Origin of the sequence: Tepidiphilus succinatimandens, from assembly GCF_006503695.1 — a bacterium.
In the GTDB taxonomy this organism is placed as follows: Bacteria; Pseudomonadota; Gammaproteobacteria; order Burkholderiales; family Rhodocyclaceae; genus Tepidiphilus; species Tepidiphilus succinatimandens.
Genome location: NZ_SBIK01000001.1, coordinates 122,270 through 147,169 on the forward strand (window position 1 = coordinate 122,270; position 24,900 = coordinate 147,169).

The window sequence follows — 24,900 nt, forward strand, 5'->3', positions numbered from 1 at the left end:
GATATGCAAGCTCCTCCTTTCAAGAAAGTGCTGATCGCCAACCGCGGCGAGATCGCGCTGCGCGTCCTGCGCGCCTGCCGCGAACTGGGCATCCGCACCGTGGCCGTGCACTCCGAGGCCGACCGCGAAGCGAAGAACGTGCTGCTCGCCGACGAGTCCGTCTGCATCGGTCCGGCCCCTTCGGCCCAGAGCTACCTCAACATCCCGGCCATCATCGCCGCGGCCGAGGTGACCGACGCCGAGGCGATCCATCCCGGCTACGGTTTTCTCTCGGAAAACGCCGATTTCGCCCAGCGGGTCGAGGCTTCCGGCTTCGTCTTCATCGGTCCGCGGCCCGAGACCATTCGCCTGATGGGCGACAAGGTGAGCGCCAAGGCGGCGATGAAAGAAGCCGGCGTACCTTGCGTACCCGGCTCCGACGGAGCGCTCCCGGAAGACCCCGATACCATCCTTGCGCTCGCGCGGCGTATCGGCTACCCCGTCATCATCAAGGCGGCCGGCGGCGGCGGCGGACGCGGCATGCGCGTGGTGCACACCGAAGCGGCGCTCCTCAACGCCGTGGCCATGACGCGCACCGAGGCCCAGGCGGCCTTCGGCAACCCTACCGTCTATCTCGAAAAATACCTCGAACGCCCGCGCCACATCGAGATCCAGGTACTCGCCGACGAACACGGCCACGCCGTGTGGCTGGGCGAGCGCGACTGCTCCATGCAGCGCCGCCACCAGAAAATCCTGGAAGAGGCCCCTGCACCAGGAATCGACCGCAAGAAGATCGCCGCGCTCGGCGAGCGCTGCGTCGACGCCTGCCGACGCATCGGCTACCGCGGTGCCGGCACCTTCGAGTTCCTCTACGAGAACGGGGAGTTCTACTTCATCGAGATGAACACCCGCATCCAGGTCGAGCACCCCGTCACCGAGATGATCACCGGCATCGACCTGGTGCAGGCGCAGATCCGGGTAGCCGCCGGCGAAAAACTCTGGTTCCGCCAAAAGGACGTCGTCCTGCGCGGCCACGCCATCGAATGCCGCATCAACGCCGAGGACCCCTACAAATTCACCCCCAGCCCGGGGCTCATCACCCACTGGCATCCGCCTGGCGGCCCCGGTGTTCGGGTCGATTCGCACGTCTATACCGGCTATCGCGTGCCCCCGCACTACGATTCGCTCATCGGTAAGCTGATCGCGCACGCCGATACGCGCGAAGGGGCGATCGCCAAGATGCGCGGCGCGCTGCAGGAGCTCGTCATCGACGGCATCCACACCAACGCCCCGCTGCACTTCGAGCTGATGAACGACGGCCCCTTTCGCGAGGGTGGCGTCTCGATCCACTATCTCGAGCAATGGCTCGAAGCACGGCGCACCGCGGCGGAGCGCAGCCGATGAGCGCAGCCGAGCCGCGCTGGCTCAACGTCCGCCTCACTGCCCCGGCCGAGCTCGCCGAGCGGCTCTCCGAAGCCTTGCTCACCCATGGAGCGCTCTCGGTCGGCATCGAGGACGCCGACGCCGGCACGCCAGCCGAGCGGCCACAGTTCGGCGAACCCGGGCTGCACCCGGAGCGGCTGTGGGAGCGCTCGGTAGTGCTCGCGCTCTTCGAGGCCGAAGCCGACTGGCGCGCGAGCCTCGCGGCCGCCGCGCGCAGCATTGGGCTCGCCCAGGTGCCCGAACCCGCCGTGGAACCGCTCGCCGATGCCGACTGGGTGCGGCTCACGCAGAGCCAGTTCGACCCCATCCCCATCGACGGCCGGCTGTGGATCGTCCCCTCCTGGCACGAACCGCCCGATCCCAGTGCGATCACGCTCACCCTCGATCCGGGACTCGCCTTCGGCACCGGCTCGCACCCCACCACCCGCCTGTGCCTGCGCTGGCTGCTCGCGCACGTGCGCCCGGGCGACACGGTGCTCGACTACGGCTGCGGCTCCGGCATCCTTGGCATCGCGGCGGCCAAGCTGGGCGCGGCGCGCGTGGTTGGCGTCGACATCGACGACAAGGCGCTCGAGACGGCCCGCTACAACGCCGAGCGCAACGGCGTGGCGCTGGAACTGCACCACGCCCGCGACCTGCCGCCCGGCACCTTCGACCGGGTCGTGGCCAACATCCTCACCAAGCCGCTGTGCGTGCTCGCCCCTCTCATCGCCCAGGCCGTGCGTCCCGGAGGGGAACTCGCCCTCTCCGGCATCCTCGCCGAACAAGCCGAGGAGGTCGTGGCCGCCTACGCCCCGTGGATCGCGCTCACCGAGGGCGCCGAAGACGAAGGCTGGATCCGCCTCGAAGGGATGCGCCCCGCATGAACGCCCTGCGCCGCGTCCGCTGCCCCCATTGCCAGACCGTCTTCCGCGTCGACCCGGCCAAGCTCGAGCGCTCCCGCGGCTGGGCACGCTGCGGCCACTGCCTCGAGCCGTTCGACACCGCCCGCCATGCCCTCGATGCCGCAGCCGAACCCGCCCAACGGCTCGATTTCGACCGCCTGCTGCACACCCCCGCGCCGCCCGCCCCCGAAACCAACGCGGCGACGCTGCCCGAACTCGACCAGCCGACCGTCTTCAGTCCCGCCTGGGAAGCCATTCCCAGCGGCAATCGCCAACAGGCCGAAGGCGTATCCGACGCCCCGCCCCCCTCTTCGTCCGCACACGAAGCACGCCGCGAGGAAGATGCGGTACAGCGCTCGAGCTTCGCGGACGAGCCGCTGCTGAGCGAACCGCCGCTCGTGCCCACGACCTTCCCCTTCGAGCGGCAACCCCGAGGGCCCTCCCCCTTCGCACTCCTCGCCGTGCTGCTCCTGCTCCTCGCGGCGCTCGCCCAAGTCGCCTACCTCTGGCGCCAGGAATGGATCCAGCGCTTTCCGCAGACCTTCTCCTACTGGGAGCGGGTCTGCCAGGAATTGGGCTGCACCGTCTCTCCGCCCGTCGACCTGCAACAACTCGTGCTGGAGCATTCCGAGCTCATCCGCGAGCCCGCGCCAGGGCGCTGGACGCTCACGTTTGCGCTGCGCAACCGCGCCGCCTACCCCTTACCCTGGCCCACGCTGGAACTGACTTTGAGCGATGCCATCGGCCGGTCGCTCCTGCGCCGCCCCATCCCGCCGCAGGAATGGGGGGCGACGGGTCCCTACTTCCCGCCCGGAGAACGGGTGGAACGCACCCTCGCCCTGGAAACTTTCGAAGCCGGCATCGTCGGCTATGAACTCAGGCCGATCGCTCCCTGAGCCTCAGCGCGCCACCCGCGTCGTGCCTGCGTCGTTGACCACGCGCACCCGCTCGCCGACGCGGAAACCTTCGCCCTGATCTTCCTGCACAACGGCGATCACCCGTCCGTTTTCGAGGCGGACCGTCACCTCCACACCCGGCTTGCGCGTCGCCGCCTCTTCCAGCGCGGCCCCCGCGAGGCCGCCGGCCACCGCGCCCACCGTCGCCCCGACGATCTCGCCGCGACCGCCACCGACGCCGCTGCCCGCCACCCCGCCGACGATGGCTCCTGCTCCCGCCCCCAAGGGGGACTTCGTCCCCTCCAGCTGAACCGGCCGCACCGCTTCGACCACGCCGTACTGCACGGTCATCATCCGGCGCGCTTCCGCCCGGCTATAGGTTCCGCCGCCGAGATCCGAGGCGCATCCGGCCGCCACGAGCGCCGCCACCCCCATCAACGACATCACGGCTACCCGCGCAAACCCTGATCGTTCCCCGTTCACTGCCATGGCCATTCCTCCTGATAGGTCTCCTGATAGCGCCGCACGAGGTCCTCGTGCCGCAGCGTGTAATTCTGCGCTCCGCGCGAGGCGATCTTGATTGCGCCGAGCACGGCACCCAGACGCACCGCCCGGATCCAGTCGCTGCCCGAGGCGACTGCATGGAGAAGGCCGGCGCGGAAGGCATCGCCACAGCCGGTCGGATCGACCACCGCATCGGGGCGCACCGGCGGCACCTCGAAGCGCTCTCCCTCGACGAAGACCCAGGCGCCCAAAGCCCCCCGTGTCACGACGAAGGCCTCGACCCGCGCGGCCAAGGCCACCAGCGACAGACCCGTGCGCACCTCCATGAGCTGCGCCTCGTAATCATTGACGGCGCAGACCCGTGCCGGTTCCAGGCACTGCAACAACTGCTTGCCGGAAAAAAGGGGCAGGGCCTGCCCCGGATCGAAGGCAAAAGGAATGCCAGCCTCGGCGAGCGCCGCACAATGGGCGATCATCCCCTCGAGACCATCGGGGGCCACGATTGCCCACTGCCCGTTCATTTTTCCTGCCACCGGATTGCGATGCGACGAAGCCATCGCCCCCGGATGAAAGGCGGTGATCTGGTTGTCGTCGAGGTCGGTGGTGATGAAGGCCTGCGCCGTGTATTCCCCCGGCAGCACGGCGATCCCCTCACGCGAGATCCCCAGCGCCCCGAGCCGGTCGAAATACGGCTGCGCGTCCTCCCCCACGGTGGCGACGATTACCGGCTCGGAACCCAGTTGCTTCAAGCCGTAGGCGATGTTGCCGGCGCAGCCGCCGAACTCGCGCCGCAGCCTGGGTACGGTGAAGGCCACGTTCAGCATGTGGATCTTGTCCGGCAGAATGTGCTCGCGGAAACGATCCTCGAACACCATGATCGTGTCGTAAGCCATCGACCCGCACACCACGATACGCGCCATCGCCGCTCCCTTCAGCGCCTTGCCGAGTAGAGGGCGATTATACGGGAGCGACGAGGATGCAGGCGGTAAATCCACCCGGGAGCGGCGCCAAAAAAACCGCCTCATGCACACCCCCTGAGCGAGGCCGGCGGAAATCCGCACGACGCCGCCACGCAGCCGCGGCGCAGCCCATCCGCGGCGTCCCTTTATCCGCTACCATGCGCCGGTCACCCACTCGCACCGCCGATCGCCATGCCCCGTCCCGTTCCCCGACCGATCCGGGCGCTGCGCCTCGCCCTCCTCGCTCTGCATCTCGCCACCGGGCTCGCCACCATCGTCCTGCGCTTTCCTTTCGCCGATGCCGCCACCCGCGCCCTATTGCGGCGGCGCTGGTCGCAACGCCTCCTCGCCCTGTGCGGCATCGAGGTGGAGCGGCACGGCGAATTCGCCGCCGGCGCCTTGCTCGCCCTCAATCACGTCTCCTGGATCGACGTCTTCGTCGTCCTGTCGCAGACCGACGCCACCTTCATCGCCAAGGCGGAAGTGCGCCGCTGGCCGCTCATCGGTTGGCTCGCGGCGCGCAACGGAACCATTTTCCTGCGGCGCGGCAGCCGTGGCCACGCGGCCGCACTTGCCCGCGAGCTCGTATCGCATCTGCGGCAAGGGCAGAGCGTGGCCCTCTTTCCGGAGGGAACCACCACCGACGGCCTGTCGCTGCACCCCTTCCACGCCGCGCTGCTGCAGCCAGCGATCGACGCCGGCGCCCCGGTTCAGGCCGTGGCCATCCGCTACTATGACGCGAGCGGCCGACGCACCACCGCCGCGGCCTTCTACGGCCAGATGACGCTCATGCAATCGCTATGGCGCATCGTGAGCGAACCGCGGCTGCGTGCCCGCATCGACGTTTCCCTGCCCTTTTCCATCCACGGTATCGACCGCAAGGCGCTCGGCCGTGCCCTCGAAGCCTGGATCCGCGAGCGCGTGCAAGAAGACCTCGCGTGATCCCCCCCCTCTTCCGCCCCCGGATCGTGCTTGGCGAGTCGGGGCAACGGAACAGACGCGGCGTTGCACTTCCCCCTCGTGTCGCCGATCCCAGGCTTTCAGGGCATAATGCGCTCCATGCGCTTCCTTGGAAAGCTCGCCATGCATGGTTCCATCCACGAGATCAAAGTCACCCTGCTGCGCCTCTTGCGTCTGCGGCAACGTGATGCGGCGCGTGGACACCCTCGCCTCGCCGTCAATACCAAAGTCATTGACGATGAGGGATTGCGCCGTCTGATGGCCGAAGGAACGCTCTCGTGGAACGGGGGCAAACCTCAACCCAAGGTGCCGGTTACGCTGTCTTCTGGCGGCACCCCCGTCAGCCAAGGGGTGATCGAGGGACGGGGGTGATCCTCTTCTGCGACACTTCTGCTCTGGTCAAACTCTACGTCGAGGAAGTTGGCAGCGCAGCGATGCTTGCCGCCGTTGCTCAGGCCCGGCTGGTTGCCGTCGTGCGCATCGCTTGGGCCGAAGCCATGGCGGCGCTGGCGCGACGCCTCCGTGAGCGTCCTGCCGATGCGGTCGCCATCGACACCGTGCGCGCCAGGCTGCGGGACGATTGGTCGAGCTACGCCATCGTCGAAGTCACGCAACCGCTCGTCGAGCTCGCCGGCACTCTTGCCGACGCGTTTGCGCTACGCGGCTACGACAGCGTCCAGTTGGCGGCCGCGCGGACGGTGCAGCAAGCCAGCAACGATGAGTTGTGTTTCGCCTGCTTCGATGCCCGGCTCACGCAAGCCGCAACACTGCTGGGCATGAGCCCGTTACGCATACGATCGTCCCAATGAGCCCTCGCCCCGAACAAGGCCAGTAATCGGCTCACGTCCCCGGCGGTGAGCCTTTCGTAGGTCCAGCAGGCGTGCTCGAGCAACCCTGTCATCAGCCTGTTACAAACCGCCTCTAGACTTCTCGCCACCGAGATCCGCCCTAGAGGGGCACCCCATGAAAGCGATGAAAGACAACGCCGCACCGCGCGAGGTACACGGCAATACCTTCGACGAAGTCATCGACCAGGCCCGCCGCCGGCTGCTCCAAGGTGCGGGTGGGGCTGCGTTCCTGGGCTTTTTCGCCTCGCCGGCGGCGCTCGCCCGCTCGCTCGATGAACCGGTTGCCGCGTCCTCGTCCTTGCTCGCCGCCTTCCCCCGCTCGATCCCTACCCACAGCGACGATCGCGTCACCGTCATGGACGGCTACGTGGTGCGCGCCATCCTGCCCTGGGGCGATCCGCTCATCGATTTCTCTGCCTACTGGCGCCCCGACGCCTCGTCCAGCGCCGAAGAGCAGGCGCGACAGATCGGCGACAATCACGACGGCATGCACTTTTTCCCTTTCGGTCCCAATGGGTTCGAGCAGGGTCTGCTCGCGCTCAACCACGAATACACCAACTATGAATACCTCTTCGGGAAGGAATACACCGAGCCCTGGACGCGCGAAAAGGCGATGAAGGCGATCAACGCCCATGGCGTATCCATCGTCCACCTGCAGCGCGACGCGCGCAGCCTCTGGCGTCCGGTGATCCCGTCGAGATACAACCGCCGCATCACCGGCGACACCCCCATCGAGCTCACCGGACCGGTCGCCGGACATGCGCTGCTGCGCACCTCGGCCGACCCCAGCGGCACCCGGGTACGCGGCACGCTCAACAACTGCGCCAACGGCTTCACCCCCTGGGGCACCTATCTCACCTGCGAGGAAAACTTCCACAACTACTTCGGCGGCGGCAGCAGCGATCCGCTGCACCAACGCTACGGCATCGGCAAGGACGGCGGCTACCGCTGGTTCGAGGTGATCGAGCGTTTCGACCTGCGCCGCGAACCGAACGAACCCAACCGCTTCGGCTGGGTGGTCGAGATCGATCCCTTCGACCCGCAGAGCACCCCCAAGAAACGCACGGCGCTTGGCCGCTTCAAGCATGAAAACGCTGCGGTCACGCTCGCCCCGGATGGGCGCGTCGTGGTCTATATGGGCGACGACGAGCGCTTCGAGTACCTCTACCGCTTCGTGAGCCACGGCCGCTACGATCCTGCCAACCCTGCCGCCAACCGCGATCTGCTCGATGCGGGCGATCTCTACGTCGCCCGCTTCACCGCCGACCCCGCCGCCGACGGCACCCGTCTGCGCGGACAGTGGATTCTGCTCGACAAGGCGCGCAACCCGCTGCTCGCGGCCGACGCGCGGCTCCCCACGCAGGCAGACGTCCTCATCCACGCGCGGCTCGCCGGCGACATCGTCGGCGCCACCAGGATGGACCGCCCCGAGTGGGTCGCCATCCACCCCGTCTCGGGCGAAGTCTACGTCACGCTCACCAACAACGACAAGCGCAAACCCGGGGAAGTCGACGCCGCCAACCCCCGCGCCGAGAACCGCTGGGGCCAGATCCTGCGCTGGCAGGAAGCAGGTGGCGACCCGAGCGCCGACGAATTCGCCTGGGATCTCTTCGTGCTCGCAGGCAATCCGCTCGCCTACCCCAAAGGGGATCCGCGCGCCGGCTCCGCCGCGATCACGCCGGAGAACATGTTCAACTCCCCCGACGGGCTCGGGTTCGACGCCGCCGGCCGTCTGTGGATCCTCACCGACGGCAACTACAGCAATACCGGCGCCTACCAGGGTATGGGCAACAACCAGATGCTGGTGGCCGACCCTAACGTCGGCCTCATCCGCCGTTTCCTCGTCGGGCCTTCGGGCTGCGAGATCACGGGGCTCACCTGGAGCAACGACGGGCGCACCATGTTCGTCAACGTCCAGCACCCCGGCGAGGCCGAAGGGCACCCGCGGGCACCGCGCATCCCGCCAGGGCAGGATCTCGCAACCTTCCTCGCGGCCCATCCCACGGTCTTCTCCGAATGGCCCCATTCGCAGTTCCATGAGCTGGGCGGCGGCCGACCCCGCGCAGCCACCCTGGTGATCGAGCACGCCAACGGCGAGCCCGTCTTCGCCGCGCGCTGAGGGCCAGGCATCGATGGCGCGCCCGCTTCGCTCCTTTTCCCTGTCGCTGCAGGCGCGCTACTGGACGATGGTCGCGATCGCGATCGGGCTCTTCTCGCTCGTGATCGCGCTCGCCTATCACACCATCGCCGCGCAGACCGAGACGATGCGTGTCGCCTACAGCGGCCAAGTCGCCCCCTTGGTCGATCTCGCCCAGCTCAAGCAGCTCACCGAGCGGCAGGCGAGTTTTCTCTATCGCGTCTTCGCCGACGCGAGCCAGAAAATCTCCTCCTTCGACCCACAAGCGCTCGAGCGCACCGCCACCCAGGCCGACGCCATTCTCGCAACCTTCGGGCAGCGCGCGATGGGCGAGGACGAACGCGCCGCCTTCGCCAAACTGGAAGAATCCGCCCACCGTTTCCGCCAAGCGGTGGACACCGCGCGCCAGACCATCGAACTCTATGGCGACGATCTCGCCGGGCTGGGCCGCGCCCAACGGGGGCTCATCGGGCAGATCGAGACCCAGCTGCGCGACGTCCACGCCGCGCTCGATGCGCTGATGGCGCTCGAGCGCGACGGCACCCGCGCCGCGTTCGAACGCAGCGCCGAGCGATCCGATCGCAACCGCCTGGCCATCGCCGCCCTGTTCGCAGGAGCAGCGCTGCTGCTCGTCGCCCTCGCCACCCTCTCCGCCCGCCGCCTGCGCCACGGCATGCGCACCGTCCTCGAATTTGCCCGCGCCGTGGCCGCGCTCGACCTGCGCCACGAGCTCGACGACGCCGGGCGCGACGAGATCGGCTCGCTGGCCGCCGCTCTCAAAGAAATGCGCACCCAGCTACGCGGTTTCGTGTCCACGCTCGCCCAGGCGGCCCAGCAACTGGAAGCCTCGGTCGCCGCCGAACGCGAACGCGCCAGCCACACCGCCGGCACGGCGGCCCACCAGGCCGAATCCGCCCAGGAGATGGCCGCCGGCATCGAAGAGCTCTCCACGGCCATGGATCAGACCGCCACCGATGCCCAGCAGGCGGCCGAGCGCGTTGCCCAAGGCATCGAGCACAGCCGGGCGGCGGCCGGGCGCGTGCGCGCCCATACCCACAAGGCCGAAGCGCTCGCACAGCGGCTCGATGCGCTCGCCGAGGACGCGCGCCTCATCGACGGCGAGATGAGGTCGGTTCGCCACGTGGTCGAGCTCATTCGCGAGGTGGCCGAGCAGACCAATCTGCTCGCCCTGAACGCCGCCATCGAAGCCGCCCGCGCCGGCGAACACGGCCGTGGCTTTGCCGTGGTCGCCGACGAAGTGCGCAAGCTCTCCGAGCGCACGGCGCAGGCCACTGGCGAAATCGGCGGTACGATCCATCGCGTCGAGACTCGCGTCACGCAGATGGCGGCAGACATGGCCCAAGGAGAGGAATCCATCCAGGAGACGCTGGCCTCTGCGCACGAAGCCCTGGAAGCGATCGACGCCATCGAGCGCACCATGGACGACATCGGCGAGCAGGCCCGCGCCATCCGCGACGGCGTGCACGAGCAGGCCGGCGTCAACCGCCAGATCGCCCAGGAAGTAGCCAAGGTCGCCGGCACCGCCGAGACGCTAGCCGAGCTCGCGCGCCAAGGCCGGGACGCGGCCGGTGAGCTCGACCGGCTCACGCAGACGCTCGCCGCGCTGCTGCAGCGCTTCCGTGCCTGAATCCTCACGGCCCCCGTACCGAGAACACCGCCGCATCCTCCAGCCGCACCGCCGTGAGGAGCCCGCCGTACACGCAGCCCGTATCGATTCCCAGCACTCCGTCGCCGGCGAAGAACCCCAGCGCCGACCAGTGCCCGAACACTACCTGCAACCCCAGGGGGACGCGTCGCGGCCAACGAAACCACGGCACCGTGCCTTTGGGTGCCCGCTCCGGCGGCCCTTTCGCTTCCAGCTCCAGCGCCCCCTGACGCAGCGACACGAAGCGCATGCGCGTAAACGCATTGACGATGTAGCGGAGGCGATCCATGCCGGAGAGATCGTCGCGCCAGCGCGAGGGACGGTCGCCCTTCAAGCGCAGCAGCCAGCCGAGTTCCCCCTGCAGTTTCCCTTCCACCTCGCGTGCGCGCGCCGCTGCCTGGGCCAGCGACCACACCGGGCTCACTCCGGCATGCGCCATCGCGTAGCCCAACGCCTCGTCCACCACCAGGAGCGGCCGTGCACGCAGCCAGTCGAGCAGTTCGTCGCGATCCGGCGCCGCGAGCACCGCATCCAGCGTGTCGTCCCGCGCGCGTTTGGGGTAACCCGCCGCCCGCATCAAGAGATACAGATCGTGGTTGCCCAGCACCACCTCGACCGAATCTGGCGGCAGGGAGCGCACGAAACGCAGCACTTCCAGCGACTGGGGGCCGCGATTGACCAGATCGCCCACCAGCCACAGCCGGTCACGCGAGGGCGTAAACCCGATCACCTCGAGCAGGCGCTGCAGTGCCGTGAAGCAGCCCTGCACGTCGCCGATCGCATAGGTCGCCATCCCGCGTCCTCTCTCCCTTTCTTTTCCGGCACTTGGACGCACCGCCGCCGGACTTGCTAAACTAACACCATCGCCCACCTTCTGCGACGGCGCCCGTGTCTTTACGTTATCACATCTACGACGCCCTCTGGCGGCTCGCCTGGCCGTGGCTGCGGCTGCGCCACCGCTTGCGCCATCGCGGCGACCCCCATGAAGCGCAGCGCTGGCGCGAGCGGTTGGGTCGCATCGCGCTGCCCGAAGAGGCGCGTGACACCGTCTGGATCCACGCCGTCTCGGTGGGCGAGACGCGCGCGGCCCACCCCCTGGTACGGGCGCTGCGCCGCCGCTATCCCCGGCTGCGGCTTCTCGTCACCCACATGACGCCCACGGGGCTGGAGACCGGCCAGCGGCTCTGGGCCCACGATCCCGCCATCGTGCAAGCCTATGCGCCCTATGATCACAGCCACTGGGTGCGGCGTTTCCTGGAAAGTGCGCGTCCATGCCTGGGCATCGTGATGGAGACCGAGATTTGGCCCAACTGGTTGCAGCAGGCCAAGCGCCGGGGCGTGCCGCTCGTGCTCGCCAACGCCAGGCTCTCGGAGCGTTCCTTCCGCCGCTACCGGCGCTTTCGCTGGCTGCTGCCGCTCGAATGGAAAGCCTTCGTGCAAGTCGGAGCGCAGAGCGCGGCCGATGCGCAGCGCCTGCGCGCGCTGGGGGCGCGTCAGGTCGTCGTCACCGGCAATCTCAAGTTCGACTGGAGCCCGGAGCCCGCGGCGATCGCGCTGGCGCACACCTGGCGCGAGGCCATCGGCCCCCGCCCCGTCGTCGTGCTCGCCAGCAGCCGCGAAGGCGAGGAAGCCCGTTTCCTGCGCGCCTGGGAAGGGTTGCGGCAGGAATGGGCCGAACGGGAGGATTTCCTCTTCCGCGAACCGCCGCTTCTGGTGATCGTGCCGCGCCACCCCGAGCGCTTCGACGAAGTCGCCCGCCTCGTCGAGCGCCACGGGCTGCGCTACCGCCGCCGCAGCGCCTCCTTGCCGCACCCCGAAGACGACGTCTGGCTCGGCGACAGCATGGGCGAGCTCTACGCCTATTACGCGCTCGCCGACGTGGCCATCATCGGCGGCAGCTGGGAGCGCCACGGCGGACAGAATCCGCTGGAAGCGCTCGCCGCCGGCACGCCCCCCATCGTCGGGCCGCATACGGAGAATTTCGCCGAGGTCGTTTCCCTGGGCGTGGCGGCACGGGCCATCGTGCAGGTGCGCACCCCGCAGGAAGCGATCGAACTCGCCCAGCGCTGGATCGAGCAGCCCGACGAGCGCGCCGCAGTGATCGCCCACGGTGCCATCTTCCTCGCAGCGCATCGCGGCGCCACCGAACGCACGCTCGCCCTGCTCGCCCCCTGGCTCAAGCACGAGCCTGGATTCGAGCAGCGCGGCATCGATGGTCCCGTCACTCCTCGGCCAGAAGCGCATTGACCGCGGCCAGGTCCTCTTCCGACAGCCGTCCCACCGCCGCTTTCAGCCGCAGCTGCCACATCAAGGTGTCGTAACGTGCCCGTGAAAGCCGGGTGCGCGCATCGGCCACCTGCGCCATGGCATTCAGCACATCGACGTTGATGCGCACCCCCACTTCGTAGCCCAGTTTGGTGGATGCGAGGTTCGACAAGGACGATTGCAGCGCCGCTTCCAGCGCCTTCACCTGCGCCAGCCCGCTCGTCAGACCCAGATAGGCCTGCCGCGCGCTCAGCACCGCCTGCCGCTTGGCGTATTCCTCGTCCTGCTCGGATTTGGTGAGCAGCGCCGCCCCTTCGCGCACCTGCGACTGGATGGCGCCACCAGCGTAGAGCGGCACCGTCAGCTGCACCCCGATCCGGGATGACTCCACCGTCTCGGTATGCAACGGCGGAAAACGCGACAGGTCCTTCGACTTGCCGTATTGCGCCACCACGTCCACGCTAGGCAGATGCCCCGCGCGGCGCCGCTGGACTTCGCGCTGGGCGATCTCGCGGCTCACCATCGCCTGCTGTACCAGGAAGTTGTCCTTCTGTGCCGCCTCCACCCAGGGATCCATCGGCGCCGGATCGGGGCCGCGCAGTTTCACTTCCGGCCGCAAGTGGGCATACTTTTGCGGCAAGTCGACCACGATGGCCGCCAGAGCCTGCTGCGCCACGTCGAGCTGGTTCTGCGCCGCGATGAGCTGGGCATCGGCCAGATCGAAACGCGATTGGGCCTCGTCGACATCGACGATGGTAACGGTGCCGACCTCGAAGCTCTTCTTGGCAAACTGCAGCTGCTCGCCGGCGGCGCGGCGCAGCTCGTCGGCCGCCGCCACCGCTTCCTGCGCCGCGACCACGTCGAAATAGGCCTGGGCCAGGCGCAGCGCCACGTCCTGCTGCGCCTGCGCCCACTGCAGGTCGCTCAAACTCGTCTGCAGCTCGCCCTGCTTGGCCGCCGCCCAGTTCTGCAGGCGAAAGAGCGGCTGGGTGAGCCGTACCGTCCATTGGTGCGACCCGTAATCCTTGTCGAGCTCGCTCGCTTCCAGGCGGTTGTGCAGCGCGTTGGCGTCGAGCGCCACGTTCGGCAAGAGCAGCGCCCGCCCCTGCACGGTCTTTTCCTGTCCGGCCATCATCGAGGCGCGCGCCGCCGCATAGCTCGGATCCTGCACCAAGGCTTGGCGGTAGAGCGCGAGCAGGTCGGCCGCCTGCGCAGCACCGGCGCCAAAGGCGGCCACGGCGCCCATACCCAAGGCGATGCGCCGCAGCAGCGTGCGGGCGGCGCCGCGCCTTCGCGCGTACGATTCGCTCATACCAACGCCGACGCTACCGGCTGCGGCACACGCAGCATCGGCACCACCGTTTCGAAGAGGTCTTCGTAGCGCACCTTACCCGGCTCGGAACAGGTGTAGAGCCGGCCGTGCATGAAGCGCTCGTCGCCGACGAAGGCGAAGAGCCGGCCTCCGGCCTTGAGCGCATCGAGCAGGAAACGCGGCACTTCCGGCACCCCGCCCGAGAGCACGATCACGTCGAAAGGGCCGGGCGCCGCGAGCGCCTTGAGTCCGTCGCCCGTGATCACCTCGACGTTGTCGAACCCTTCGGCCTCGAGGTTTGCCTGCGCGCGCGTGGCGAGCTCCGGCACGATCTCGACACTGTGCACCCACTGCCCCAGGTGCGCGAGGCAGGCGGCGAAGTAGCCCGAACCGGTACCGACCTCGAGGGCGATCTCGCCTTTCTGCAGCTGCACCGCCTGCAGCACCTTGCCTTCGATCACCGGCCGCAGCATCCGCTCCCCGAAGCCCAGCGGGATCTCCACTTCGGCGAAAGCCAGAGTCCGGTAGGACTGCGGCACGAACTGTTCGCGCCGCACCGTCATCAGCGTCTCCAGCACCCGCTGATCGAACACTTCCCAGGTGCGCACCTGCTGCTCCACCATGTTGAACCGCGCCCGCTCGAAATCCATGCTCATGCTCCCTACGACCGGAAAATGGAACGATCTTACGATTCTAGCCCATTTCGCGCCGCGGCAGGCGGTACCACAGCGCATAGAGCGCCGGCACGAAGCACAGGGTGATGAGCGTGCCTGCCATCACGCCGCCGATCAGCACGTAGGCAAGCGGCCCCCAGAAAGTATCGGTCGCGAGCGGCACGAAGGCGAGCACCGCCGCCAGCGCCGTGAGCAGCACCGGCCGCGTACGCCGCACCGCCGCCTCCACCACCGCTTCGGTCGCCGTCATTCCCGCCCCCAGATTGTCTCGTACCTGCTGCGTGAGGATGAGGGTGTTCCTCATCAGGATCCCCGCCAGGCCGATCAAACCGAGAAGCGCCACGAAGCCAAACGGCTTGCCGAAGACGAGCAGCGCCGTCGCCGCCCCGATCACGCCCAGGGGGGCGGTGGCCACGGTCATGAAGGTGCCGGCAAACTCGCGCATCTGCAGCATGATGAGGATGAGCATCACCGCCACCATCACCGGCTGCAGTTTCTGGATGGATGCATCGGCCTTGCGCGACTGCTCCACCGTGCCCCCCACCTCGAGACGGTATCCGGGCGGCAGTGCCGCGCGCAGCGGCGCGAGCGCTTCCCACAGCGCCTCGGTCACGTCCACCGCCTGCGCCCCTTCGAGTTCGCCCTGCACCGCGACGAAACGCTCCCGATCCATGCGCTTGTAGCGCACTTCCTCGTGGCGCACTTCGAGCCGCCCCACCTGCCCCAGCGGCACGCGGGCGCCGTCGAGGGTACGCAGCTCGAGGCCTTCGAGCCGCGCCGGGTCGCGCACCGCCGCCTCGCCGCGCACGAGCAGCGTCACGGTGCGGATGTCGCGCCGCACCTCGGTCACCGGGATGCCGTTCAAAGCGAACTGCAGCTGCCGCGCCACTTCCCGCGGCGTCAAGCCCATGGCCCGCAGGCGCTCGGCCGGCGCCTCCAGCACCAATGCCGGCGCGCGCTCGTTCCACTCCAGATGCGCGTCGCGCACGTGAGGATTCCTTGCCATCACCGCGCGCACCTCCTCACCCAGACGGCGCAGCACCTCGAGATCCGGCCCCACCACCCGAAACGCCACTGGCCAGGGCACCGGCGGACCATAGAGAAGGCGGTGCACGCGGATGCGCGCCTCGGCAAATTCCCCTGCCTGCCGGTGCTGCTCCAAGAGCGCGATCACTTTCTCGCGCGCTTCCACCCCCTGGGTCACGACCACGATCTTGGCAAAAGCCGGATCGGGCTCCTCGGGGTTGGCCGAGATGAAGAAGCGCGGCGCCCCGCGACCGACATAGGCCGACACCGAACGCACCTCTGGCAAGGGCGCGAGGATCGCCTCGATGCGCCGTGCCACCTCGTCGGTGCGTTCGATGGCCGAGCCCGCCGGCAGCCAGATCGACACCAACACCTCCGGCCGATCCGAACTGGGAAAGAACTGCTTCTGCACCGGCCCGACCATGGCGGCCACCCCCAGTGCGAGCAAGCCGAGCGTCGCCGTCACCACCGTCTTGCGCCGGTCCACGCACCAGGCGATCGCCGCGCGCCAGCGGCGGTAGGCCGGGGAATCGTACACCCCATGCCCGGCCTCGCGCTTGCGGTAGGACGGCAGCAGTTTCACGCCCAGATAAGGTGTGAAAACCACCGCCACGAACCAGGAAATCACCAGGGCGTAGCCGAGCACCCAGAAGATGTTCCCGGCGTATTCCCCCACGGCCGAGCGGGCAAAGCCGATGGGCAGGAATCCTGCCACCGTCACCAGCGTGCCGAAGAGCATGGGCTTGGCCGTCACGTTCCAGGCATGGCCGGCCGCCGCGATCCGGTCACAGCCTTCTTCGAGCTTGACGATCATCATCTCGATGGCGATGATGGCATCGTCGACCAGCAAGCCCAGGGCGAGGATCAGGGCGCCGAGCGAGACGCGGTCGAGGTCGATCCCGCTCCAGCGCATCGCAAGAAAGGTGAGCCCCAGCGTCACCGGAATGGCCACGGCTACCACCACCCCGGCGCGCCAGCCCAAGGTGAGGAAAGTCACCCCCATCACCACCGCCACCGCCACGAGGAACTTCACCTGGAAGAGATCGACGGCGTGCGCGATCGCCTCGGCCTGGTTGGTGAGCACGGAGAGCGTCATGCCGGCCGGCAAGCGGGCCTTTTCTTCGGCCACGAAGCGCGCGAGCCGCTTGCCCAGCTCGAGGCCGTTTTCCCCGCGCTGCATCACCACGCCAAGAAGGATCGCTTCCTCGCCGTGGGCCCGCACCAGGAAAGAGGGAGGATCCTCGATCCCCAGGCGCACCTTGCCCAGTTCCCCCACGGTGAGAATGCGTCCGCCCACGCGCAAGGGCACCGCGGCGATGCGCCCCACCTGCGACAGGTCCGCCCCGGGAAGCCGCACGTACACCCGCGGCCCGGCGGTGTCGATGAATCCGGCCGGCACCAGGGCGTTGTTCGCGTCGATCGCATCGAACACCGCCTGCGGCGTCAGCCCCAGCTGGATGAGACGGTCGAGGTCGAGCTCCAGGAAAATCTGCTCGGGACGCTCGCCGATGAGCTGTGCCTTCTGCACGCCGGGCACGCGGGCGAGCCGGTCGCGCAGCGCCTCGGCCTCGCGCACCAGATCCCACGAAGGCATTCCCGGCGCCGTCAGGGCCATCAGGCTGAAATAGACGTCGGAGAAATCGTCGTTGACGACGGGGCCGATCACCCCCTTGGGCAGCGTCGGGCCTTCGTCCCACATGCGTTTTCGCACTTCATAGAACAGCCGCCCGATCTCGCGCTGCGGCACGTACCCTTCGAACTCCACCTGGATGTCGACCCGTCCCGGCTGCACCGTCGTCGTCAACCGGTAGAGGTATTCCAGCTCCTGCAGCCGTTTCTCCAGGCGGTGGGCCACCTGATCTTCCATCTGCTGCGCCGTCGCACCCGGCCACAGCGCCGACACCATGAGGATGCGCACGGTGAAGGCCGGATCCTCCGCCCGCCCCAGGCCGAGGAAGGCGTACAGCCCCGCGAGCGCCGACAGGATCAAAAAGAAGAGGGTGACGGCGCGCTCGCGCACGGCAAGCGCCGAGAGATTGGGGAAACTCACGGTGCGCGCTCCTCGACCCGCATCCCCTCGCGCAGCACGTGGGTGCCGAAAGCCACCACATGATCGCCGGCCTCGAGAGGGCCGCGCACGCGCGCCGTGGCGTTCTCGACCGCCAGCACCTCCACTGGCACCGCTTCGAGGCGCCCCTGCTTCACCCGCCAGACCCGCGGACCAGCGCCGCGCTCGTCCATCGCCCCCACCGGCACTTCCCAGCCTTCCACCGGCGGCTGCGGCAGGCGTACCTGCACCACGCTGCCCAGGGGCGGCGGCTCGGCAGTGAGCAGGCGATAGCGCGCGCGGAAGGTGCGCGACACCGGATCGGCCGCTCCGCTCACCTCGCGCAGTTCGAGCGGTACCGCTGAGCCGTCGGGCAGGACGGCCTCACCACGCGGCGGCGGCTGCCGGCCGAAGCGCTCCGGCAGCGCCACTTCCACCTCCCGCTCGCCCTTTTGTGCCAGCATGGCCACCGGCTGCCCCGCCGCCACCACCTGCCCCGGCTCGGCGCTCCATTCCATGAGCACGCCGTCGGCCGGAGCGCGCAGCTCGGTATATTCCATGGCGTGGCGCGCCTGCCGCTCCTGCGCCTGCGCCGCCTCGAGCTGCGAGCGCGCGGCCTCGAGCTGGGTGCGCGCCCGATCGAGCGCCTGCTCACCGACGAAGCGCTGCGCCGCCAGGCGCTCGGTGCGCGCGAGCTCGTTCTGCGCCAGACGCCACTGCGCCTGGGCGGCACGCTCCGCCGCCTGCGCCGCCTCGAGCTGGGCGAGCACGTCTTTTGGATCGAGCCGCGCCAGCGTCTGCCCGGCCCGCACCGTCGCCCCTGCGTCGACGAGCCGCGCCACGATGCGCCCGCCCACCTGGAAGGCGAGCGGCGACTCGTAGCGCGCCCGCACCGTGCCGGAGAGCACCAGCGGGGCTGGCTCCGCCGCCCGGACCGGTGCCGTGCGCACCACCACCGCCTGCTCCTGCTGCTGCGCCGGCGTCTCCTGCCGCCCACAGGCGGCAAGGAGCACACAGGCCGCCATCACCCATCCCCATCGCCGCACTGGCGCACTCCCCAATCTCAGGCAAAAAAGAGCGCGCGCAAAGCCGCGCCCGGGTCGGGCACGCGCATGAAGGCTTCGCCCACGAGAAAAGTCTGCACGCCGCGCGTGCGCATCGCCGCCACGTCCTCGGGCGTGCCGATGCCCGATTCCGTCACCACGATCCGGTCGGCCGGAATGCGGGGCAAGAGCGCCCAGGTGGTCTCCAACGACACGGCAAAGGTACGCAGGTCCCGGTTGTTGATGCCCACGAGCCGCACCGGCAGGGCGAGCGCGCGCTCGAGCTCGGCCGCGTCGTGCACTTCCACCAGCACGTCCAGCCCCAGCTCCTGGGCCAAGGCGGCCAGATCGCGCAGTGCCGCATCCTCGAGCGCCGCCACGATCAGCAGCACCGCATCGGCGCCGAGGGCGCAGGCTTCCCACACCTGCCATTCATCGACGAGGAAATCCTTGCGCAGCGCCGGCAGCACACAGGCCGCGCGCGCCGCCGCGAGGTATTCCGGCGATCCCTGGAAAAACTCCCGGTCGGTGAGCACCGACAGACACGCGGCACCGGCCGCTTCATAGGCGCGGGCGATCGCGGCCGGGTCGAACTCGGGCCGGATCACCCCTTTGGAGGGGCTCGCTTTCTTGATCTCGGCGATCACCGCGGGCTCACCAGCCGCAAGCCTGCGCTCGATGGCGGCAACGAACCCGCGCGGCGCATCGCGCTCGAGCCGCGCCCGCGCTGCCGCCTCCAGCTCCGTCCGGGACTTGGCCGCCCGCGCCGCGGCCACCTCTTCGCGCTTGCGTGCGAGAATGCGCTGCAAGACGTCGCTCATCGCCCCGACTCCTGCGCCAGACGGCGCGTGGCGGCGACGAATTCATCGACCTTGGCCCGCGCCGCGCCCGAGTCGATCGCCTCGCGGGCGCGCTCGATGCCCTCGGCGATCGAAGGAACGACGTTGGACGCATAGAGCGCTGCCCCGGCGTTCAAGAGCACGATGTCGCGCGCCGGGCCCTGCTCGCCTTCCAGCACCGCCAGCAGCCGCGCCCGCGATTCCTGCGCGTCGCCCACCGTGAGGTTGCGGCTCGAGGCCATCGGCAGGCCGAAATCCTCCGGATGGATGCGGTACTCGGTGATCTCGCCCTCCTTCAATTCACCCACCAGCGTATCCGCGCCCAGGGTGATTTCGTCGAGCCCGTCGAGCCCGTGCACCACCAGCACGTGCTTGGCACCGAGCCGTTGCATCACCCGCACCAGGATCCCCACCAGATCGGGGTGGAATACGCCCAGCAGCGAATTCGGCGCCCCGGCCGGGTTGGTGAGCGGCCCCAGAATGTTGAAGATGGTGCGCACGCCCATCTCGCGCCGCACCGCCGCCACGTTCTTCATGGCGCTGTGGTGCGCCGGCGCGAACATGAATCCCACTCCCACCTCGGCGATGCAGCGCGCCACCGCCTCCGGCGGCAACTCGATGTCCGCGCCCAGCGCCTCGAGCACGTCGGCGCTGCCGGACTTGGACGACACCGAGCGGTTGCCGTGCTTGGCCACCTTGCCCCCTGCCGCGGCGACGACGAAGGCGCTCGTGGTCGACACGTTGAAGGTGTGTGAAGAATCCCCCCCCGTGCCGACCACGTCCAGGAGATGATCGTGCGGCGGTGGCACTTCCACCTTGAGCGCCAGTTCGCGCATCACCTGGGCCGCGGCGGTGATCTCGCCCACCGTCTCCTTCTTCACGCGCAGCCCGGTGAGGATCGCCGCCATCATCACCGGCGAGACCTCGCCGGCCATGATCTGGCGCATCAGATCCAGCATCTCGTCGTAGAAAATCTCGCGCAGCTCGATTGTGCGCTGCAACGCCTCCCGCGGCGTGATCTTCGTTCCCACTTCAACCCCTCGTCCGATTCATCGAAAACCCCGTTCCCTTGCCGCGTTTCAGGCCGCCGCCGGCTGCGGCGCATGCTGGCGCAGGAAATTGGCCAGCATCTCGTGCCCATGCTGCGTCAGGATCGATTCCGGATGGAACTGCACCCCTTCCACCGGCAGCGTGCGGTGGCGTAAGCCCATGATCTCGCCGTCCTCGGTCCAGGCCGTCACCTCCAGGCACTCGGGCAGCGACTCGCGCTCCACCGCCAGCGAATGGTAGCGCGTGCACTCCACCGGATTGGGCAAGCCCTCGAACACCCCCTCGCCGCGATGGAACACGGGCGAAGTCTTGCCGTGCATCAGGCGCTTGGCATGGACGATGCGCCCGCCGAACGCCGCCCCGATCGCCTGATGCCCCAGGCACACCCCGAAGATGGGGATCTCGCCGGCGAAACGCTCGATCACTTCCACCGAAATGCCTGCCTCGCGCGGCGAGCACGGCCCAGGCGAGATCACCAGGTACTCCGGCCGCCAGGCCGCGATCTGCGCCGCCGTCACCTCGTCGTTGCGCACCACCTTCACCTGCGCCCCGAGCTCGCCGAAGTACTGTGCCAGATTCCACGTGAAACTGTCGTAATTGTCGATCAGCAGCAACATCGCCCTTTCTCCCAGACCGTCGGACGGTCCATTGTACACACCACCGCCGTGCTCACTCTTGCGCCGGCCGCGGCAGCCACACCCGAAAGCATCCCTTATCGACCCACTCCACTTCTGCTTGGTTCGCCTGCGCGAGCGTGCGCGCCACGTACAGCCCAAGGCCTGTGCCACCGGGCCGGGAAGACGCGAACGGTTCGAACAAGCGCTCGCGCACTTCCGGTGCCACACCCGGTCCATCGTCGCACACCTCGACGCACACCCGCTCCCCTTCGGCCCGGGCGCGCACGCGGATCGCCCCAGCGCGGCGGCTCGCAAACTGCGCCGCGTTGTCGACGAGATTGTCGAGGATGTGCCGCAAATGCAGGGGGTCGATCCAGATGCGCAAGCCCTCGCCCACCTCCAGCACCACTTCCTCCTCGCCGCGGCCGAGCCGCGCGAGCGCCTCGCGCCGCCACTCCCTCAGCCACCCAGCCAGATCGAGCACTTCTGGCTGCGGCCGTTGCCGCCGCCCCAAAGACAGGATGTCCTCTACCAGGTGCTCGATGCGCTCCGCGTTGTCGAGCGCCATCGCCAGCAAGCGCTCGCGCGCCGCCGCGTTCTCCTCACCCCGCATCAGCTCCAGCGCCTGTACTACCGCCGCCAGAGGGTTGCGCACCTCGTGCGCCACCCCGCTCACCAGGGTTCCGAGCGAGGCGAGCTTGTTGCGCTCGAATTCGCGGCTCACCTCTTCCAGGTCGCTCACGAACGCCAGCCACCCGCCGCCGCGGTAGGGCACCGTCGCCCGGCAGCGCAGCCGCCGCCCCTGAACCGCCACCCAGCGCTCCCCGCCGCGTCGGGCCAGCAGCCGGTCCACTCCGGGCAGGACTTCTTCGACGCGTTCCCCCACCGGCTCCCGCCCCAACCACTGCCGCAGCGGCTGCGAGGCGTAGCGCACCACGTCTTCGTCGTCGATCACCAGCACCCCGTCGCGCAGCTCGCGTAGGATGCGATCGTTGATCTCCCGCTGCCAGGCGAGCGTCTCCTGCTGTGCCCGGATCGACGCTTCCGCCCGGCGCAGACGCTCTCCCACCGCCTGCGCCGCCAAGGCCACCGCAAAGGCTCCCGCTCCGCTCAAGCCCACGAGATAGGTATCGCTCGGCCCCCCTCCCTCCCCGGTTCGCCACAGGTTTTCTCCCAGCAGGGCAAGCGCCACCAGCGCCGCGTAAAAAGCGGCAAGCCGGCGCGATACCACCAGCGAAGCCCCGCCCACCGCCAGATAAAGGAAAGGAACCAGTCCCGAGCGGAATCCGCCGCTCACCGTCATCACCCCGGTGAGCGCCGCCACGTCCAACAACACCGCCGCCGTCACCCAGGCACCGGCCCGGCGCAGGCGCAGCGGCCGCAACACCGCCAATGCCACGGCGGCGCCGAAGTAGCCCACGCTCAGCCACAGGAAGGCCGACGGCCATTCCTCGCCCAGCGACATCTGTCGCCCGCCCACCAGCAGCACGCCGGCCACGGCCACGCGCAGCAGATCGCCTAGGCGGCCGACCGTTCCCGCCATGCCGGCGATGGAAGGCTCACTCCCGCGCACGCGCGCCTTCCTGCCGATGCGCCTCGCAGCAGAAGGTCTGCCCCCCGGCGCGCACCGCCTCGGAGGCCGGCACGAACACCCCGCAGCGGGCGCACTGCACCATCGGCTCAGCCTCCGCGGAAGGCTTCCTGTGCCCCCGCCCCGACCGCGCGCTCTCCTCGCCCGGACGCGATCCCCCGCCGTCGAGAAAACGCCGCCGCACCCACCACACCACCGCCAGCAGCACCACGAACCAGAACAACCAACGCATCACCGCATCCCGAACCGGACCAAAGAAGCGATTGTAGCGCGTGCCCATGTTCCTGCCGTGCTATGATTTTCTCTGCCCGGACCGACGTTGCCTACACGATGTCATTCACTCCCCCGCTTGCCACCCTGCGCCGCGACGGCAACTCCATCGTCATTATCGATCAGACCGGACTCCCCTGGCGCGTCGTCGAGCGCCGGCTCGGCACGCTCGACGACGTGCTCGAAGCCATCGTCGCCCTGCGCGTGCGCGGCGCACCGCTCATCGGCGTTGCCGCCGCCCATGGCCTCGCGCTCGCCCTGGAGCGCGACGCAAGCGACGCCGCCCTGGAAGACGCCATCGCCCGGCTGCTTTCCACCCGCCCCACCGCGGTGAACCTGCGCCTCGCGCTGGAAGCGCAGCGCGCCGTGCTCGCGCCGCTGCCGCCCTCCGAGCGCCCCGCTGCTGCCTGGCGTGAGGCCGAACGCCAGCGCGCCGACGACGCCCAACGCTGCGAGGCCATCGGCCGCGCCGGCCTACCCTGGATCGAGGAATTGGCGTGCCGGCTCGATCGCCCCGTACGCGTGCTCACGCACTGCAACGCCGGCTGGGCCGCCACCTGCGGCGCGGGCACGGCGCTTTCCCCCCTCTACCTCGCCCACGCTGCCGGCATTGCGCTCGAAGTCTTCGTCAGCGAAACCCGCCCGCGCAACCAGGGCCTCATCACCCACTGGGAGCTCACGCAAGCCGGCGTGCCCGCCACCCTCATCGCCGACAACGCCGCCGGTCTGCTCATCGCCCAGGGCGACATCGACCTCGTGCTCGTCGGGGCTGATCGCATCGCCCGCAACGGCGACGTCGCCAACAAGATCGGCACCTACCTCAAGGCCCTCGCCGCGCACGCCCACGGCGTGCCCTTCCTCGTGGCGGCGCCCGCCACCACGTTCGATCCCACCTGTCCGAACGGCGCCGCCATCCCCATCGAGGAGCGCGCCGCCGACGAAGTCCTCACCGTCGCCGGCCTGCCGCCCGGGGCGGACGAGCCCGTTCCCGTGCGCCTCACGCCACTGCCGGCCCGGGTGCGCAACCCCGCCTTCGACCTCACCCCTGCGCGCTGGATCACCGCCATCCTCACCGAGACCGGTGCCTGGCCCGCACCGCTCGCCGCCGCCAAGCTCTTCCCGGAGCCCGACCGATGACCGATGCCGCCCTGGCGCTTCTTGCCGCCGCCCGGCGCCTGGCCGAGACCGGGCTCAACCCCGGCAGCGCCGGCAACCTCAGCGTACGCACCGTCGAAGGTTTCCTCATCACCCCTTCCGGCATCCCCCCGGAAGAACTCGGCGCCGAGATGATGGTGCCGATGACGCTCGAAGGCATCTCCTCCGGTCCCTGGCCACCGTCGAGCGAATGGCGCTTTCACCGCGACCTCTACCGCAGTCGGCCAGAGGCCGGTGCCGTCGTCCACTGCCACAGCCCGGCGGCCACGGCGCTCGCCTGCCACCGCCGCGGCCTTCCCCCCTTCCACTACATGATCCTGCGCTTCGGCGGCCCCGACGTGCGCTGCGCCCGCTACGCCCGTTTCGGCACCCAGGCGCTCTCCGACGCCGTGCTCGAAGCCCTCGAAGGCCGCCGCGCCTGCCTCATGGCCAACCACGGCATGCTCGTCCTCGGCCGCGACCTCCCCCAGGCGCTCGCCCTGGCGCAGGAGCTGGAAACCCTGTGCGAACACTACCTGAGGGCCCGCACGCTCGGCGAGCCGGTCCATCTCACAGACGAAGAGATCGCCGAAGCACAGGAGGCCATCGCCGGCTATGGCCGGCGTTGAAAGACATAAAAAAGCACCTGAACGGTGCTTTTGGTGCCCGGGAAGGGACTCGAACCCCCACGCCTTGCGGCGCCAGAACCTAAATCTGGTGCGTCTACCAATTTCGCCACCCGGGCACGGCGAACCA

The 24,900-nt window shown here is 69.1% G+C and carries 23 protein-coding genes and 1 tRNA gene; 11 read left to right on the forward strand and 13 right to left on the reverse strand.

Features of this window, described 5'->3' with window-relative positions; translation table 11 throughout:
- Positions 1-3 precede the first annotated feature (3 nt).
- Genes accC through EPD82_RS00610 form a run of 3 tightly spaced genes read left to right on the forward strand, consistent with a single transcriptional unit; the run spans position 4 to position 3,202 of the window.
- Entirely contained in the window at positions 4-1,383 is a 1,380-nt protein-coding gene (gene accC / locus EPD82_RS00600) for an acetyl-CoA carboxylase biotin carboxylase subunit (protein ID WP_141054281.1), read from the forward strand.
- Positions 1,380-2,288, forward strand: a complete 909-nt coding sequence (prmA, locus tag EPD82_RS00605) for a 50S ribosomal protein L11 methyltransferase (RefSeq protein WP_055422608.1) — start codon at positions 1,380-1,382, stop codon at positions 2,286-2,288. The genes accC and prmA overlap by 4 nt, the downstream gene beginning before the upstream one ends.
- The gene (locus EPD82_RS00610) at positions 2,285-3,202 is read left to right on the forward strand and encodes a DUF3426 domain-containing protein (RefSeq protein WP_141054816.1); all 918 of its coding nucleotides are present in this window, start codon (positions 2,285-2,287) and stop codon (positions 3,200-3,202) included. Before prmA ends, EPD82_RS00610 begins: the two co-directional genes overlap by 4 nt.
- 3 nt (positions 3,203-3,205) lie before the next feature.
- Here the strand turns inward: EPD82_RS00610 and EPD82_RS00615 are convergent, their stop codons facing one another.
- Both EPD82_RS00615 and EPD82_RS00620 read right to left on the reverse strand, forming a co-directional pair.
- Positions 3,206-3,646, reverse strand: a complete 441-nt coding sequence (locus EPD82_RS00615) for an outer membrane lipoprotein (protein WP_055422606.1) — start codon at positions 3,644-3,646, stop codon at positions 3,206-3,208.
- 35 nt (positions 3,647-3,681) lie between these two features.
- Complete coding sequence (locus EPD82_RS00620) at positions 3,682-4,626, reverse strand: carbohydrate kinase family protein (protein ID WP_055422605.1); 945 nt, start codon at positions 4,624-4,626, stop codon at positions 3,682-3,684.
- A 231-nt stretch (positions 4,627-4,857) separates the two neighbouring features.
- On the opposite strand from EPD82_RS00620, the gene EPD82_RS00625 reads away from it, so the two are divergent.
- The 5 genes from EPD82_RS00625 (at position 4,858) to EPD82_RS00645 (ending at position 10,258) form a co-directional block, all read left to right on the forward strand.
- On the forward strand, positions 4,858-5,607 hold the full coding sequence (locus tag EPD82_RS00625) for a lysophospholipid acyltransferase family protein (RefSeq protein WP_055422604.1): 750 nt from the start codon (positions 4,858-4,860) through the stop codon (positions 5,605-5,607).
- A gap of 141 nt (positions 5,608-5,748) precedes the next feature.
- A complete protein-coding gene (locus tag EPD82_RS00630; RefSeq protein ID WP_072247883.1) occupies positions 5,749-5,997 on the forward strand; it encodes a hypothetical protein in 249 nt (82 codons plus the stop codon).
- The gene (locus EPD82_RS00635; protein ID WP_055422602.1) at positions 5,994-6,434 is read left to right on the forward strand and encodes a type II toxin-antitoxin system VapC family toxin; all 441 of its coding nucleotides are present in this window, start codon (positions 5,994-5,996) and stop codon (positions 6,432-6,434) included. Before EPD82_RS00630 ends, EPD82_RS00635 begins: the two co-directional genes overlap by 4 nt.
- 154 nt (positions 6,435-6,588) lie before the next feature.
- Positions 6,589-8,592: a PhoX family protein gene (locus EPD82_RS00640; protein WP_055422601.1), complete on the forward strand. Its 2,004-nt coding sequence runs from the start codon at positions 6,589-6,591 to the stop codon at positions 8,590-8,592.
- A 13-nt stretch (positions 8,593-8,605) separates the two neighbouring features.
- Positions 8,606-10,258, forward strand: a complete 1,653-nt coding sequence (locus EPD82_RS00645) for a methyl-accepting chemotaxis protein (protein ID WP_141054284.1) — start codon at positions 8,606-8,608, stop codon at positions 10,256-10,258.
- A 4-nt stretch (positions 10,259-10,262) separates the two neighbouring features.
- Here EPD82_RS00645 and EPD82_RS00650 read toward each other — a convergent pair whose 3' ends face one another.
- Positions 10,263-11,069, reverse strand: coding sequence for a symmetrical bis(5'-nucleosyl)-tetraphosphatase (locus EPD82_RS00650; protein WP_055422599.1), 807 nt, complete (start codon positions 11,067-11,069; stop codon positions 10,263-10,265).
- A 95-nt stretch (positions 11,070-11,164) separates the two neighbouring features.
- On the opposite strand from EPD82_RS00650, the gene EPD82_RS00655 reads away from it, so the two are divergent.
- Positions 11,165-12,523 carry a 3-deoxy-D-manno-octulosonic acid transferase gene (locus EPD82_RS00655; RefSeq protein WP_141054287.1) on the forward strand — a complete coding sequence of 453 codons (1,359 nt, stop codon included), beginning with the start codon at positions 11,165-11,167 and terminating at the stop codon, positions 12,521-12,523.
- Here EPD82_RS00655 and EPD82_RS00660 read toward each other — a convergent pair.
- Genes EPD82_RS00660 through EPD82_RS00700 form a run of 9 tightly spaced genes read right to left on the reverse strand, consistent with a single transcriptional unit; the run spans position 12,498 to position 22,972 of the window.
- Positions 12,498-13,853 (reverse strand): TolC family outer membrane protein, encoded by a 1,356-nt coding sequence (locus EPD82_RS00660; RefSeq protein WP_206202118.1) that lies wholly within the window; start codon positions 13,851-13,853, stop codon positions 12,498-12,500. The genes EPD82_RS00655 and EPD82_RS00660 overlap by 26 nt on opposite strands.
- Positions 13,850-14,503: a protein-L-isoaspartate O-methyltransferase family protein gene (locus EPD82_RS00665; protein ID WP_141054290.1), complete on the reverse strand. Its 654-nt coding sequence runs from the start codon at positions 14,501-14,503 to the stop codon at positions 13,850-13,852. The genes EPD82_RS00660 and EPD82_RS00665 overlap by 4 nt, the downstream gene beginning before the upstream one ends.
- A 43-nt stretch (positions 14,504-14,546) precedes the next feature.
- The gene (locus EPD82_RS00670; protein ID WP_141054293.1) at positions 14,547-17,603 is read right to left on the reverse strand and encodes an efflux RND transporter permease subunit; all 3,057 of its coding nucleotides are present in this window, start codon (positions 17,601-17,603) and stop codon (positions 14,547-14,549) included.
- Positions 17,600-18,625, reverse strand: coding sequence for an efflux RND transporter periplasmic adaptor subunit (locus EPD82_RS00675; protein WP_072247875.1), 1,026 nt, complete (start codon positions 18,623-18,625; stop codon positions 17,600-17,602). The genes EPD82_RS00670 and EPD82_RS00675 overlap by 4 nt, the downstream gene beginning before the upstream one ends.
- A 38-nt stretch (positions 18,626-18,663) precedes the next feature.
- Entirely contained in the window at positions 18,664-19,464 is an 801-nt protein-coding gene (trpC, locus tag EPD82_RS00680) for an indole-3-glycerol phosphate synthase TrpC (protein ID WP_055422596.1), read from the reverse strand.
- The gene (gene trpD, locus EPD82_RS00685) at positions 19,461-20,513 is read right to left on the reverse strand and encodes an anthranilate phosphoribosyltransferase (protein ID WP_141054296.1); all 1,053 of its coding nucleotides are present in this window, start codon (positions 20,511-20,513) and stop codon (positions 19,461-19,463) included. The genes trpC and trpD overlap by 4 nt, the downstream gene beginning before the upstream one ends.
- A gap of 48 nt (positions 20,514-20,561) precedes the next feature.
- A complete protein-coding gene (locus EPD82_RS00690; RefSeq protein WP_141054299.1) occupies positions 20,562-21,149 on the reverse strand; it encodes an anthranilate synthase component II in 588 nt (195 codons plus the stop codon).
- A 52-nt stretch (positions 21,150-21,201) separates the two neighbouring features.
- Entirely contained in the window at positions 21,202-22,722 is a 1,521-nt protein-coding gene (locus EPD82_RS00695; protein WP_141054302.1) for a two-component system sensor histidine kinase NtrB, read from the reverse strand.
- Positions 22,709-22,972: a PP0621 family protein gene (locus tag EPD82_RS00700; protein WP_072247882.1), complete on the reverse strand. Its 264-nt coding sequence runs from the start codon at positions 22,970-22,972 to the stop codon at positions 22,709-22,711. Before EPD82_RS00700 ends, EPD82_RS00695 begins: the two co-directional genes overlap by 14 nt.
- A gap of 98 nt (positions 22,973-23,070) precedes the next feature.
- Between EPD82_RS00700 and mtnA the strand changes: the two genes are divergently transcribed.
- Together mtnA and EPD82_RS00710 are read left to right on the forward strand one after the other, a co-directional pair.
- Positions 23,071-24,147 carry an S-methyl-5-thioribose-1-phosphate isomerase gene (gene mtnA, locus EPD82_RS00705; protein ID WP_141054306.1) on the forward strand — a complete coding sequence of 359 codons (1,077 nt, stop codon included), beginning with the start codon at positions 23,071-23,073 and terminating at the stop codon, positions 24,145-24,147.
- A complete protein-coding gene (locus tag EPD82_RS00710) occupies positions 24,144-24,773 on the forward strand; it encodes a class II aldolase/adducin family protein (protein ID WP_141054309.1) in 630 nt (209 codons plus the stop codon). The genes mtnA and EPD82_RS00710 overlap by 4 nt, the downstream gene beginning before the upstream one ends.
- 31 nt (positions 24,774-24,804) lie before the next feature.
- On the opposite strand, the gene EPD82_RS00715 is transcribed toward EPD82_RS00710, so the two are convergent.
- A tRNA-Leu gene (locus EPD82_RS00715) sits at positions 24,805-24,889 on the reverse strand.
- Between the last annotated feature and the right edge of the window lie 11 nt (positions 24,890-24,900).

Excerpts from the sequence above, each read along its gene's own strand:
- accC (WP_141054281.1), top strand. The coding sequence starts at position 4 with ATGCAAGCTCCTCCTTTCAAGAAAGTGCTGATCGCCAACCGCGGCGAG.
- prmA (WP_055422608.1), top strand. The coding sequence starts at position 1,380 with ATGAGCGCAGCCGAGCCGCGCTGGCTCAACGTCCGCCTCACTGCCCCG.
- EPD82_RS00610 (WP_141054816.1), top strand. The coding sequence starts at position 2,285 with ATGAACGCCCTGCGCCGCGTCCGCTGCCCCCATTGCCAGACCGTCTTC.
- EPD82_RS00615 (WP_055422606.1), bottom strand. The coding sequence starts at position 3,646 with ATGTCGTTGATGGGGGTGGCGGCGCTCGTGGCGGCCGGATGCGCCTCG.
- EPD82_RS00620 (WP_055422605.1), bottom strand. The coding sequence starts at position 4,626 with ATGGCGCGTATCGTGGTGTGCGGGTCGATGGCTTACGACACGATCATG.
- EPD82_RS00625 (WP_055422604.1), top strand. The coding sequence starts at position 4,858 with ATGCCCCGTCCCGTTCCCCGACCGATCCGGGCGCTGCGCCTCGCCCTC.
- EPD82_RS00630 (WP_072247883.1), top strand. The coding sequence starts at position 5,749 with ATGCATGGTTCCATCCACGAGATCAAAGTCACCCTGCTGCGCCTCTTG.
- EPD82_RS00640 (WP_055422601.1), top strand. The coding sequence starts at position 6,589 with ATGAAAGCGATGAAAGACAACGCCGCACCGCGCGAGGTACACGGCAAT.
- EPD82_RS00645 (WP_141054284.1), top strand. The coding sequence starts at position 8,606 with ATGGCGCGCCCGCTTCGCTCCTTTTCCCTGTCGCTGCAGGCGCGCTAC.
- EPD82_RS00650 (WP_055422599.1), bottom strand. The coding sequence starts at position 11,069 with ATGGCGACCTATGCGATCGGCGACGTGCAGGGCTGCTTCACGGCACTG.
- EPD82_RS00660 (WP_206202118.1), bottom strand. The coding sequence starts at position 13,853 with ATGAGCGAATCGTACGCGCGAAGGCGCGGCGCCGCCCGCACGCTGCTG.
- EPD82_RS00665 (WP_141054290.1), bottom strand. The coding sequence starts at position 14,503 with ATGGATTTCGAGCGGGCGCGGTTCAACATGGTGGAGCAGCAGGTGCGC.
- EPD82_RS00675 (WP_072247875.1), bottom strand. The coding sequence starts at position 18,625 with ATGGCGGCCTGTGTGCTCCTTGCCGCCTGTGGGCGGCAGGAGACGCCG.
- trpC (WP_055422596.1), bottom strand. The coding sequence starts at position 19,464 with ATGAGCGACGTCTTGCAGCGCATTCTCGCACGCAAGCGCGAAGAGGTG.
- EPD82_RS00690 (WP_141054299.1), bottom strand. The coding sequence starts at position 21,149 with ATGTTGCTGCTGATCGACAATTACGACAGTTTCACGTGGAATCTGGCA.
- EPD82_RS00700 (WP_072247882.1), bottom strand. The coding sequence starts at position 22,972 with ATGCGTTGGTTGTTCTGGTTCGTGGTGCTGCTGGCGGTGGTGTGGTGG.
- mtnA (WP_141054306.1), top strand. The coding sequence starts at position 23,071 with ATGTCATTCACTCCCCCGCTTGCCACCCTGCGCCGCGACGGCAACTCC.
- EPD82_RS00710 (WP_141054309.1), top strand. The coding sequence starts at position 24,144 with ATGACCGATGCCGCCCTGGCGCTTCTTGCCGCCGCCCGGCGCCTGGCC.